At 69.2% G+C, this 12263-nt stretch carries 8 protein-coding genes and 2 riboswitches; of the genes, 5 read left to right on the plus strand and 3 right to left on the minus strand.

Going from position 1 to position 12263, the window contains the following annotated elements; genetic code table 11:
* Positions 1–25: 25 nt before the first annotated feature.
* Positions 26–3664 carry a cobaltochelatase subunit CobN gene (gene cobN / locus BLU38_RS25955; RefSeq protein WP_091529020.1) on the minus strand — a complete coding sequence of 1213 codons (3639 nt, stop codon included), beginning with the start codon at positions 3662–3664 and terminating at the stop codon, positions 26–28.
* Between the two features lie 42 nt (positions 3665–3706).
* Positions 3707–3841, minus strand: a riboswitch (cobalamin riboswitch).
* A 64-nt stretch (positions 3842–3905) separates the two neighbouring features.
* On the opposite strand from cobN, the gene BLU38_RS25960 reads away from it, so the two are divergent.
* Genes BLU38_RS25960 through BLU38_RS25970 form a run of 3 tightly spaced genes read left to right on the plus strand, consistent with a single transcriptional unit; the run spans position 3906 to position 7341 of the window.
* Positions 3906–5150, plus strand: coding sequence for a hypothetical protein (locus tag BLU38_RS25960; RefSeq protein WP_157683718.1), 1245 nt, complete (start codon positions 3906–3908; stop codon positions 5148–5150).
* On the plus strand, positions 5150–5797 hold the full coding sequence (locus tag BLU38_RS25965; RefSeq protein WP_091529023.1) for a precorrin-8X methylmutase: 648 nt from the start codon (positions 5150–5152) through the stop codon (positions 5795–5797). Before BLU38_RS25960 ends, BLU38_RS25965 begins: the two co-directional genes overlap by 1 nt.
* Positions 5794–7341, plus strand: a complete 1548-nt coding sequence (locus tag BLU38_RS25970) for a precorrin-2 C(20)-methyltransferase (protein WP_091529026.1) — start codon at positions 5794–5796, stop codon at positions 7339–7341. Before BLU38_RS25965 ends, BLU38_RS25970 begins: the two co-directional genes overlap by 4 nt.
* Here BLU38_RS25970 and cobM read toward each other — a convergent pair.
* Both cobM and cbiE read right to left on the minus strand, forming a co-directional pair.
* Complete coding sequence (gene cobM / locus BLU38_RS25975) at positions 7265–8041, minus strand: precorrin-4 C(11)-methyltransferase (protein WP_091529028.1); 777 nt, start codon at positions 8039–8041, stop codon at positions 7265–7267. The genes BLU38_RS25970 and cobM overlap by 77 nt on opposite strands.
* A 42-nt stretch (positions 8042–8083) precedes the next feature.
* Complete coding sequence (gene cbiE, locus BLU38_RS25980) at positions 8084–9310, minus strand: precorrin-6y C5,15-methyltransferase (decarboxylating) subunit CbiE (RefSeq protein ID WP_197679868.1); 1227 nt, start codon at positions 9308–9310, stop codon at positions 8084–8086.
* A 31-nt stretch (positions 9311–9341) separates the two neighbouring features.
* Positions 9342–9396: riboswitch (cobalamin riboswitch) on the plus strand.
* A 195-nt stretch (positions 9397–9591) separates the two neighbouring features.
* Between cbiE and BLU38_RS25985 the strand changes: the two genes are divergently transcribed.
* Together BLU38_RS25985 and cobO are read left to right on the plus strand one after the other, a co-directional pair.
* Complete coding sequence (locus BLU38_RS25985) at positions 9592–11646, plus strand: VWA domain-containing protein (RefSeq protein WP_197680287.1); 2055 nt, start codon at positions 9592–9594, stop codon at positions 11644–11646.
* On the plus strand, positions 11646–12260 hold the full coding sequence (gene cobO / locus BLU38_RS25990) for a cob(I)yrinic acid a,c-diamide adenosyltransferase (RefSeq protein ID WP_091529032.1): 615 nt from the start codon (positions 11646–11648) through the stop codon (positions 12258–12260). Before BLU38_RS25985 ends, cobO begins: the two co-directional genes overlap by 1 nt.
* The last annotated feature ends 3 nt before the right edge of the window (positions 12261–12263 follow it).

A 12263-nucleotide genomic window follows, 5' to 3' on the forward strand; every position in this document is an offset into this window, starting at 1 on the left:
CGTAGCGACAGCCTCGGACGAAACGTCAGCGATCTTCCAGTTCGCCCTCGGTGTCCAGGTAGAGCCGGCGGAGTTGATCCATCAGTTGCGGGTCCGGTTCGGCCCACAGACCACGGTCGGCGGCTTCGGTGAGCTTTTCGATCATGCCCTGCATCGCCCACGGGTTGGCGTGGGCCAGGAAATCCTGAGTCTCCTTGTCCAGCAGGTAATTCTCGGCGAGCTGGGCGTACATCCAGTCGCCGACGACCCCGGTGGTCGCGTCGAATCCGAACAGGTAGTCCACCGTTGCCGCCAGCTCGAATGCGCCCTTGTAGCCGTGCCGGCGCATCGCCGCGATCCAGCGTGGGTTGACCACCCGGGACCGGAACACCCGGGACGTCTCCTCGGCCAACGACCGGGTACGGACCGCGTCCGGGCTGGTGGAGTCCCCGACATAGGCCTTCGGTGCCTCGCCGGTCAGCGCCCGGACGGTGGCGATCATGCCGCCGTGATACTGGAAGTAGTCGTCGGAGTCGGCGATGTCGTGCTCGCGGCTGTCGATGTTCTTGGCCGCCACACTGATCCGGCGATAGTTGTCACGCATGTCCTCGCCGGCCGGCACACCGTCAAGATCACGGCCGTAGGCGTAGCCGCCCCAGGTGGTGTACACCTCGGCCAGATCCTCATCGGTGCGCCAGTTGCCCGATTCCATCAGCGGCAGCAGACCCGCACCGTACGAACCCGGCTTGGATCCGAAGATCCTGGTCGAGGCCCGACGTCGATCGCCATGCCGTTGCTGATCGGCCAGGGCGTGCCGGCGGGGGAAGTTCTGATCATCGGGTTCGTCCAGATCGATCACCAGGCCGACGGCGTCGTCGATCAGGCTCACGACGTGCGGGAAGGCGTCCCGGAAGAAGCCGGAGATCCGGACCGTGACGTCGATCCGCGGCCTGCCGAGCTCTTCCAGTGGCACGGCCTCCAGCCCGGTGACGCGCCGGGAGGCCTCGTCCCAGACCGGCCGGACACCGAGCAGCGCCAGCACCTCGCCGATGTCGTCGCCGGAGGTCCGCATCGCCGAGGTGCCCCACATCGACAGCCCGACCGACGGTGGATATTCGCCCGTCTCCTGGCGGTAGCGATCCAGCAACGAGTCGGCCATCGACCGTCCGGTGCGATAGGCCAAGGCGGACGGGACCGCCTTCGGGTCGACGGAGTAGAAGTTGCGGCCGGTCGGCAGCACGTTGACCAGCCCGCGCAGCGGTGACCCGGACGGCCCGGCCGGGATGTAGCCGCCGTCCAACGCATGCAGCACCATCGCCAGTTCGTCGGTGGTCCGCTCCAACCGCGGCACGATCTCGGTGCAGGCGAAGATCAACGCCTGTTCGACAGCAGCCGACGGGGACCCGAGTTGATCATGAACGATGTCTGGGACCCGATCGGCCGACCAGCCCGCCGCATCCAACGCGGCGACCAGCGAGCGGGCCTGCTCCTCGACGACGTCCACCTCGTGGGTCGGCGCGTCGTCGGCCAGCCCCAGTGCGCTGCGTAGTCCGGCCGCCGCGGTCCGGCCACCGAAGAGCTGCGGCGAGCGCAGGATCGCCAGCACCAGATTGATCTTCTCCGCACCGGTCGGTGGCTGTCCGAGGACGTGCAGACCGTCCCGGATCTGCACGTCCTTGATCTCACACAGCCAGCCGTCCACGTGCAGCACGAACTCGTCGAACTCCGCATCGTCCGGACGCTCCTCCAGACCGAGATCACGATGCAGCTGGGCGGTGGTGATCAACTCCCAGATCTGGCCGCGCAACGCAGGCGCCTTCGCCGGATCCATCGCCGTTGCTCCTGCGTACTCGTCCAACAGCTGTTCCAGCCGGGCGATGTCGCCGTAGCTCTCGGCCCGCGCCATCGGTGGGACGAGGTGATCGATCACCGTGGCATGGGCACGTCGTTTGGCCTGCGTCCCTTCACCGGGATCGTTGACCAGGAAGGGATAGATCAACGGCACCGAGCCCAGTGCCGCGTCCGTCCCGCAGGCCGCCGACATCCCGGCCGTCTTGCCCGGAAGCCATTCCAGGTTGCCGTGCTTGCCGACATGCACGATCGCGTGCGCGCCGAACTCCTTCTCCAGCCACCGATAGGTAGCCAGGTAGTGGTGGCTGGGCGGCAGATCGGGATCGTGGTAGATCGCGATCGGATTTTCGCCGAAGCCACGGGGCGGCTGGACCAGGATCACGATATTGCCCGAACGGATCGCCGCGGCCACCAATTCGCCGTCGTCCTCGGAGGAGGATCGGTCGACGAACAGCTCACCGGGCGCCGCACCCCAGGTGTCGGTGACCCGTTCGACCAGTTCGACCGGAAGCTCGTCCAGCCAGTGGCGGTAGGTCGCCGCCGGGATCCGGATCGGCTGCCCGGACAGTTGCTCGGCGGTCAGCCACTCCGGATCCTGGCCGCCGGCGTCGATCAACGCGTGGATCAGCGCATTGCCTGCGGTGGTATCCGGCTCCTCGTCTTCCACGGCGGGCAGCGGATCCAGGCCGGGGATGCTGTGGCTGTCGCCCAAGTCGTAGCCGGCCTCGCGCATCAGCCGGAGCAGCCTGATGGTCGAGACCGGGGTGTCCAGCCCGACGGCGTTGCCGATCCGGGAATGCTTGGTGGGGTAGGCCGACAACACGATCGCGATCTTGCGTTCGGCCGGCGGCGTCGACGACAACCGGGCGTGTCCGACCGCGATCTCGGCGACCCGGCGGCAGCGTTCGCGATCGGCGACGTAGTGCGGCAGCCCCTCGGCATCGGTCTCCTTGAAGGAGAACGGGACGGTGATGATCCGGCCGTCGAATTCCGGTACGGCGATCTGGGTCGCCACGTCCAGCGGGGTCAGTCCGTCGTCGGAGGTCGCCCAGGTCGCCCGGTCGGTGGTCAGGCAGAGACCTTGCAGGATAGGGACGTCCAGCCCGGCCAGGGCGGCGACATCCCAGCCCTCGTCCTGTTCTCCGGCCGACGCGGTTGCCGGTCGGTTGCCGCCGGCCGCGAGCACGGTCGTGATCAGCGCCTGGTAGTCGCCGAGGTGGGTGATCAGCTCCGGCGGAGCATCCCGCAGCGACGTGGTGAAGATCGGCACGCCGAGGCCGCCTGCGGCATCGATCGCGTCGGCCAGCGCCTCGACGTAGGCGGTATTCCCGGCGACGAACTGGGCACGATAGAAGAGGATGGCGATCTTCGGACGGTCGTCGCCCTCGGGCGGAGTGTCATGGGGCGGAGTGCGCAGCGGTCCCCAGGCAGGATGCCGGACCGGCGGATCGAATCCGTCGCCGCTGAGCAGCACGGTGTCGGACAGGAAGGCATGCAGCTGGGAGAGATTGCCCGGCCCACCCTCGGCCAGATACTGGTGGGCGTCGGTGGCGATCCCGATCGGGACCGACGACTGTTCCATCAGGGCCGCATCGGGTGACTGCTCACCGCCGAGCACGACCAACGGCCGACCGGCCGAACGTAGCCGGTCGATCTCGGCCCGGTAGGCCTGCGGCGATCCGAGCAATCGCGCGATCACGATGTCGGCACCCTCGAGCAGCCGCGGATAGTCCTCGATCGGGGTCCGGCTCGGGTTGGCCAGCAGGTAGTCCGCGCCGCTGGCGCGTGCCGACAACAGGTCGGTGTCGGAGGTGGAGAGCAGGGCGATACGCATGCGCTGATCAGTCCTTCTCCGGGTCCTCGCCCGGATCGAATGATGGGACAGAACTCACCAGGCAGTTCCTGACTCTCACACCGGTGGGCGTGATCACAGTGGCGGGACCGTCCCGGAATCACACCGGGTTCCTGTTACTGGCGAGTGCTCCTCACCCTAGACGATTGATTCCGCCGCTGTGACCGCGTCCGACGGTCGGCGCCGCAACCACCGGGGGATCGATGGTCCTTATGATGTGCCGGTGATCGATCCGGGACATCTGCGTGCAGACCGTTGCCCGGGACTGCTCTCACCGCATCGGGCTGAGGACGGGCTGCTGGTGCGGATCCGAGTTCCCGGTGGGCGGCTCACGACCGTGCAGCTTGCCGGTCTGGGGAGGTTGGCCGCCGAGTACGGGCAGCCGGAGCTGCACTTGACGTCCCGCGCCAACCTGCAGCTGCGCGGGGTCAGCGAAGACCGGCTGGACGATCTAGGCGCTGCCGTCGCCTCGCTCGGGCTGCTGCCCTCGCCCGAGCACGACCGGGTCCGCAACATCGTCGCCTCGCCCTTGGCCGGACTGAGCGGTCGGCCGAGCCTGGACCGGCTGATCACCGAGCTGGACCGATCTCTGTGTGCCGCCCCGGAGCTGGCCGCGCTGCCGGGGCGCTTCCTGTTCGCCCTGGACGACGGCAGTGGAGACGTCGGTTCGCTGCGCTTCGACCTCGGCCTCCGCCGGCTGAGCACGGACACCGCGATGATCATGATCGGTACGTCCGACGAGCCCGTCGGTGCAGTGGTCCCGACGGTGCACGCGGTGCCGGCGATGATCATGATCGCCCGCCGGTTCGTCGCAGTGCGCGAGACGTCGCCGACCGCCGGCTGGCATCTGCGGGAGATCGATCCGGGCCGACTCGCCGGCGGCCTGCGCCCGATCGGCGAGCTCGTTGCCGGTGGCGACGTCCCGCCGGTCGAGGAAGGCGCCGTCGCCGTCGGCTCGGTCGACGGCGCCGCATCGGTCGCGGTCCCACTCGGTCGGTTGTCGGCGCCGCAGATCAACGCCATCGTCGGTGCTGCCGGCGACGGATCCGGCTCCGTCATCCTGACCCCCTGGCGCGGAGTTGTGCTGCCGGATGCAGCGGCTCGGCTGCCGGAGCTCGCAGCCGCCGGCCTGATCGTCGAGGCGGATTCGTCCTGGAACTCGGTCACCGCCTGCGTCGGGTCACCCGGTTGCGCGCGGTCGGCGATCGACACCCGGGCCGCGGCCACCGAGCTGGTCAGCTTCCTGGAGTCGCGCCGCGCGTTCCCGGTGTCCCGGGAAAGCCGGGCCAGCCGGATCCATCTCAGCGGATGTGATCGCCGGTGCGGACGTCCGACCGGAGAGGTCGTCGACCTGATCGCGCCGCCCGACACCGCAGCCGCGGTCGCCGCACTCGATGCAGGACAAGGCGAACCACCCAGCCGGCGGACCAGGTCCGACCATGATCAACCGACAGCAGGAAGCGCGTGATGGATCGACCACCCAAGCTCTACGACTACCTGGACGACGGGCAGCAGATCTATCGCAGATCCTTCGACACCATCCGCGACGAGGCCGACCTCGACGGCGTGCCCGCCGGGGCGGAGTCGGTGGCGGTGCGGATGATCCACGCCGCCGGTGACGTCGACATCACCGCAGACCTGCGGATCCATCCGCGACTGGTCCCGGCTGCACGGGCTGCGTTGCAGGACGGCAAGCCGTTGCTGGTCGATGCGACCATGATCGACGCCGGCATCACCCGGCGCCGGCTGCCGGCCGACAACCGGGTGATCTGCCGACTGCACGATCCGCGCGTCGCCGAGATCGCTCGAGCGTGGGGGACCACCCGATCGGCGGCCGCGGTTTCCTTGTGGACCGAGGATCTGGACGGTGCGGTGGTGGCGATCGGGAATGCTCCGACCGCGTTGTTCACGTTGCTGGAGCTGATCGCCGCCGGAGCACCACGGCCGGCCGCCATCATCGGTGTCCCGGTCGGTTTCGTCGGCTCGGCCGAATCCAAGCAGGCGTGCGCGGAGAATCCGTTCGACATTCCCTATCTGGTCGTCGAGGGCCGGCGGGGAGGATCGGCGATGGCGGCATCGGCGATCAATGCGTTGGCCCGGGAGGCGGAGCTGTGACCGGCAAGCTGTACGGCGTCGGGGTCGGCCCCGGCGACCCGGAGTTGATCACGCTGCGCGCGGCCCGGCTGATCGCGGGCGCCGACGTGATCGCCTATCATTCCGGCACCCGGGGCAGGTCCATCGCTCGTTCGATCGCAGCGGATCTGATCCGCGCCGACGTGACCGAGGAACTGCTGGCCTACCCGGTGACCACCGGTGAGGTCGATCATCCGCTCGGCTACTACGGCGTGATCGACGACTTCTACGACGCCTCGGCGTCTCGGCTGGCCGCGCATCTGGACGCCGGCCGCAGCGTGGTCGTGCTCGCCGAGGGAGACCCGCTGTTCTACAGCTCCTACGGCTACCTGCATGATCGACTGGCCGGCCGCTATCCCGCAGAGGTCGTCCCGGGGGTGACGTCGGTCAGTGCCGCGACCGCGGCACTGGAGACCCCGGTCGCCCGGCACGAGGACGTGTTGAGCGTGCTGCCGGGGACGCTGCCGGTGCCCGAGCTGGCCCGCCGACTGGCCGACACCCAGGCTGCGGCGATCATGAAACTCGGGCGCACCTTCGCCGCCGTCCGGGAAGCGCTGCGGCAGGCCGGGCGGCTGGACGCGGCCTGGTACGTCGAACGGGCCGGTTCGGCGGCCGAGCGACGGCTGCCGGTCGCCGAGGTGGATCCGGAACAGGTGCCGTACTTCTCCATGATCATCGTCCCCGGCCAGGATCGGCGACAGGACAGCGCCGACCGGTTCCGAGATCATGCTGCCGCACCCGCTCCGGTCCGGAACGGACGAACCGGTCGGGTGTTCGTGGTCGGCCTGGGGCCGGGGCCGGAGCAGTGGCTGACCCCCGAGGCCGAGGACGTGTTGGCCGAGGTCGATCATGTGGTGGGCTACGCGCCGTACGTCGATCGGGTGCCGCAGCGTGCCGGCCTGGCCCGGCACCCGTCGGGCAACACCGTGGAGGTCGATCGCGGGAGGTTCGCGCTCGATCTGGCCTTACAGGGTGAGGATGTGGCCATCGTCTCCGGTGGTGACGCCGGCGTCTTCGGGATGGCCGCTGCGGTCTTCGAGGCGGCCGAGGACGACCGCTACGACGACGTCGCGATCCTGGTCCGGCCCGGAGTGACGGCCGCCCAGGCGGTCGCGGCCCGGGTCGGAGCGCCGCTGGGGGCCGACTACGCGATGATGTCGCTGTCCGATCGGCTGAAGCCGTGGGCGGTGATCGAGAAGCGGCTGCACGCCGTCGGCACGGCCGACCTGGCGTTGGCGATCTACAACCCCAGGTCGCGCAGTCGCAGCAGCCAGCTGGATGCGGCGATCGACATCCTGCGTCAGCACCGCGGCACCGACACGCCGGTGATCATCGGCCGCGACGTCGGTCGCCCCGGCGAACAGGTGATCACGACGACGCTGGCGGAGATCGACACCTCGACGGTGGACATGAAGTGCCTGCTGATCATCGGGGCGAGCAGCACTCGGATCAGTCGGCACGGGGTGTGGACACCGCGTTTCGTCCGGACTGCTGACGACGCTGTGAATACAGGTGTGACTCGGTGAAGTCGCCGGCCTGCAGCGCTCGACCGACCATGATCACCGCGGCCTGCCGCAGACCGGCCCGTTCGACCTGATCGGTGATGTCGGCCAATGTGCCGCGCAGGATCTGCTGGCTGGGTTTGGTCGCATCGGCCACCACCACGACCGGGCAGTCCTCGCCGTAGGACGGCACCAACTGCCCGACGATCTGACGGGTCCGTCGGATCGCCAGGTGCAGCACCAGGGTCGCCCGGTGTGCGGCCAGCCCGGGCAACGCCTCGCTCTCGGGCATTGCCGTGGAAGCGGCCTGGGCGCGAGTCAGGATGACCGTCTGGGCGACCTCCGGGACGGTCAGTTCCCGGCCGACCAGCGCGGCCGCGGCGGCGTAGGCGGGGACGCCGGGGGTGATGTCCCAGTCGACTCCGGCCCGGTCCAGCCGCCGGGCCTGCTCGGCGACCGCGGAATAGACCGACGGATCGCCCGAACAGAGTCGGGCGACGTCCTGACCGGCCGCATCGGCCTGCACCAGCCGTTCGGTGATCTGATCAAGGTCGAGACCCTGGCTGTCGATCATGGTGGTGCCGACCGAGCAGTGCTCGAGGACCTGCGGATCGACATAGGTGCCGGCATACACGCACACCGGTGATTCCTGCAGCAGTCGGACCGCGCGCAGCGTCAACAGATCTGCCGCCCCAGGACCGCCGCCGATGAAGTGCACCGTCACCTGATCATCTCCCTTGTCCGTGCTTGATGCCGATTTCCGTGTTCAGCCCTTGACGATCGCCCACTGGGTGACCCGTCGGGCGGGTTTGAAGCCCTGCAGCCGACCGATCGGTTCGAGGGTCTCGACGCCGATCCGGGTCAGCTCGCCACCGTGCCGGCGAGCGGCTTCGTACAAGATCATCTCCGATTCGATGGTGACCGCGTGAGCAACCAGCCGGCCGTGGCGGGGCAGCACCGCCAGACCGTACTCGATCAGCTGGACGGTCAGTCCGCCGCCGACGAAGATCGCATCCGGGCGAGCCAACGAACCAAGGACGTCGCCGTTCTCGCCGACCCTGATCTCGATCCGGTCCGCCCCCAGCCGGGCGGCATTGCGCCGGATCCGTGCCGCCCGCTCCTCGTTGTGCTCGACGGCGACAACGCGATTGCGGGGATGCTGACGGCACCATTCGATCGCGACCGAACCGGCGCCGGCACCCAGATCGATCAGCAGCTCACCGGGCCGCGGTCGCAATGCGACCAACGCCGCCGCTCGCTGGAATCGCTTGCTCAGTTGGCCATCGTGCTCGAAAGCGTCGTCGGGCAGCCCCGGCGTCCGGGACCAGGACGCCGTATCGGCGACGTCCACCGGCCCGGCCGCGCAATCCACACAGACCAACTGCAGCCGTGGTACGTCGGCGAGCTGCCAGTCCGATGCGGTCCGGTCGATCCGCTGCTCGGACGCCGACCCGAGATCGGCCAGGAGGGTCATCCGGCTGGGACCGAATCCGGCGTCGACCAGTTCCTCGGCGACCGCCCGGGGGCTGTTCCGATCCCTGCTCAGCAGGATCAGCCGGGCGCCGGGGTGCAATGCCGCAGCCAGCCGAGTGCCGGCCTCGATCCTGATCACCTGGCATTCCTCGGCCGACCATCCCATCCGAGCCCGGGCCAGCGCCACCGAGGAAACTGCCGGATGGATCCGGACCCGGTCGGCGCCGAAAAGGTCGATCAGGGTGCTGCCGACCCCCGCCACCAGCGGGTCACCACTGGCCAACACGACGACCCGACGACCGGCGTGCTCGGACAGCAGTCGCTGCATGCCGGGGCGCAGCGGCGACGGCAGGTCGGCGCGGTCCGCGGTCGGTCGCGCGTCGGAGGGCAACTCCGCCAGCAACCCGGTCAGCCGGGGTGAGCCGACGATCAGCTCGGCCGCCGCCAGCACGGCCCGCTCCGGTTCGGCGAGCACACCCGGTCCCTCGGCTGGTACGCCGATCACGTCGATCCCGTTCACCCGGTTATGATCGCATCCGGCGTCGGGAGAGGAATCCGGTGAGAGTCCGGAACGGTCCCGCCACTGTGACCCTGCGACCCAGGGGAGTCAGAGTATCGACCGATGCCCGCGACCATCCGGTCGTGCCGCCATCGACGCAGGCGTGGACACCTGCGGGAGGACTTTGCATGAGCCAGACCGTGACGCCGGCCGACGAGCAGCCCAGCCTCGCCGACCGCCCCGATCACTCCGGCAGCACCGGCGCCGGTTTTCCCTTCACCGCGGTCGTCGGTTCGGACCAGATGGCACTCGCTCTCATCCTGTGCACCGTGTCGCCGCAGATCGGCGGGGTGCTGGTTCGCGGGGAGAAGGGCACCGCGAAGTCGACCATGGTGCGGGCGTTGACCGCGGTGATGCCCGCCCAGACGGTGGTCGACGGCTGCCGCTTCGGCTGCGATCCGACCGAGCCCGATCCGGGCTGCCCGGACGGACCGCACCGCGACGTCGGCCGGCAGGTCCGTCCGGCTCGGCTGGTCGAGCTGCCGGTCGGTGCCACCGAGGATCGGGTGATCGGGTCGTTGGACCTGCAGCGGGTGTTGGGCGAGGGCCGGACCACCTTCGAGCCGGGGCTGCTGGCCGCCGCGCACCGCGGCATCCTGTACGTCGACGAGGTCAACCTGCTCCATGATCATCTCGTCGACCTGTTGCTGGACGCGGCTGCGATGGGGCGTTCGACGGTGGAGCGGGACGGCATGTCGGTCAGCCACGCCGCCCGGATCATGCTGGTCGGCACCATGAATCCCGAGGAGGGCGAGCTCCGACCGCAGCTGCTGGATCGGTTCGGCCTCACCGTCGAGGTGACCGCACCGCGTGATCCGGCACTGCGTGCCGAGGTGATCGGCCGACGGATGGCCTACGACGCCGACCCGAGCGGCTTCCGCGACCGGTTCGCCGAGAGTGAGGATCAGCTGCGGGTCCGGATCGCCGCGGCCCGGGAGCGGTTGGCCTCGGTCGTCCTGGACGATCGGGGCCTGGTCACGATTGCCCGGGTCTGTGCCGGCTTCGATGTGGACGGCATGCGGGCCGACATCGTGACCGCCAAGGCGGCCATCGCCCACGCCGCGTGGCAGGGCCGGGATCGAGTGCTCCGCGAGGACATCCGCGCCGCTGCACTGTTGGCGTTGCCGCACCGGCGTCGCCGCAACCCGTTTGATGCGCCGGGCCTGGACGAAGAGCTGCTGGATCGGTTGCTTGCCGAGGACGAGCCCGATCCCGAGCCACCGACCGGGACCGATCCCGACAGCCCCGACCCTGACAGTCCCGACCCTGACAGTCCCGATTCCGACAGTGCCGACTCCGACAGGCCCGAGCCCGACAATTCGGGAGAGAAGAACGCGACACCGGACAAACCGGCGCCCGGCGGATCGGCATCGGACACCAGCACCGACCAGGCGTCCCAACAGTCCGACGCCACGGCCGACGACGATGATCGTGAGCAGTCCGACACCGAGATGCCGCGCGGCAATCGTCCCGGCCGGGTGGCGCAGGCCGATGCTCCCTACCGGACCAGGCTCTTCACCGCCGGTGGTCTGGGCAGCGGTGCAGCCGGTCGACGATCGCGTGCCGTGACCAGTGTCGGGCGGGTGGTGCGTGCCGCGGATCGCTTCCAGCGTGGCGATCGAGTTCATCTGCCCGGCACCGTACGGGCTGCTGCGCGGCATCCGGATCGGGCCCGGGACCGACTGACGATCCGTGGTGATGATCTTCGTGGGGCGATCACCGAGGGTCGTGAATCCAATCTGGTGCTGCTGGTGGTCGATGCCTCCGGCTCGATGGCTGCCCGCCGTCGGATGGAGGCGGTCAAGACCGCGACCCTGTCGTTGCTGTTGGACGCCTATCAGCGCCGGGACCGGGTGGCGTTGATCACCTTCGCCGGTGATCACGCCGAGCTGGCGCTGCCACCGACCTCGTCGGTGGACGCGGCCGCCCGGCGGATGACCGATCTTCCGACGGGCGGTCGGACACCGCTGGCCGAAGGGCTGCTGCGGGCTGCCGACCTGATCCGGGTGGAGCGGATCCGCGACCCGCGGCGACGGCCGCTGATGATCGTGATCACCGACGGCCGGGCGACGTACGGATCCGACGCGGTCGATCGCTCCCGACAGGCCGCGGATCTGGTCCGGGCACGAGGGATCGATGCGGTGCTGATCGACTGCGAGTCCGGACGATTCCGGATGGGACTGGCCGGGCAATTGGCGCACCGACTGCAGGCTGACTACGTCCAGGTGGAGCAGGTCGCCGCCGATGTGATCGTCGACGCGGTCCGCAGCCGGGTCCCGTCCAGCGGGGCAGCCTGATGCCGCAGGGAACACCGGAGCGCACACCCGACGACGGGCTGACCACCCGGCAGCGTCGCAATCGGCCACTGTTGATCATCCACACCGGCGACGGCAAGGGAAAGTCGACGGCCGCCTTCGGCCTCGCCCTGCGGGGCTGGAACCAGGGTTGGTCCAGCGCGGTCTTCCAGTTCGTCAAGTCGGCGAAGTGGCGGATCGGTGAGCAAACGGCCTTGGAACAGCTTGATCAGATCCATCGCGACACCGGCGCCGGTGGACCGATGGAGTGGCACAAGATGGGGTCGGGCTGGTCCTGGAGCCGCAAGGGTGGCAGTGCGGAGGATCACGCCGCCGCGGCTGCCGAGGGCTGGCAGGAGATCAAGCGCCGGATCGCCGCCGAGACCCATCAGCTGTACGTGCTGGACGAGTTCAGCTATCCGATCAACTGGGGCTGGGTCGACCTGGACGATGTCGTGGACACGTTGACGAACCGAACGGGCCAGCAACATGTGATCATCACCGGGCGGCGGATGCCCGCGGCGTTGATCGAGCAGGCCGATCTGGTGACCGAGATGACCAAGATCAAGCACCCCTTCGACAACGGCCAGAAGGGCCAGCGGGGGATCGAGTGGTGACGG

This window comes from Microlunatus soli (genome assembly GCF_900105385.1).
GTDB lineage: Bacteria > Actinomycetota > Actinomycetes > Propionibacteriales > Propionibacteriaceae > Microlunatus > Microlunatus soli.

What these genes read in the sequence shown, in the direction of transcription:
- cobN (WP_091529020.1), bottom strand. Translation starts at nt 3,664, where the DNA reads ATGCGTATCGCCCTGCTCTCCACCTCCGACACCGACCTGTTGTCGGCA.
- BLU38_RS25965 (WP_091529023.1), top strand. Translation starts at nt 5,150, where the DNA reads ATGGATCGACCACCCAAGCTCTACGACTACCTGGACGACGGGCAGCAG.
- BLU38_RS25985 (WP_197680287.1), top strand. Translation starts at nt 9,592, where the DNA reads ATGGCACTCGCTCTCATCCTGTGCACCGTGTCGCCGCAGATCGGCGGG.
- cobO (WP_091529032.1), top strand. Translation starts at nt 11,646, where the DNA reads ATGCCGCAGGGAACACCGGAGCGCACACCCGACGACGGGCTGACCACC.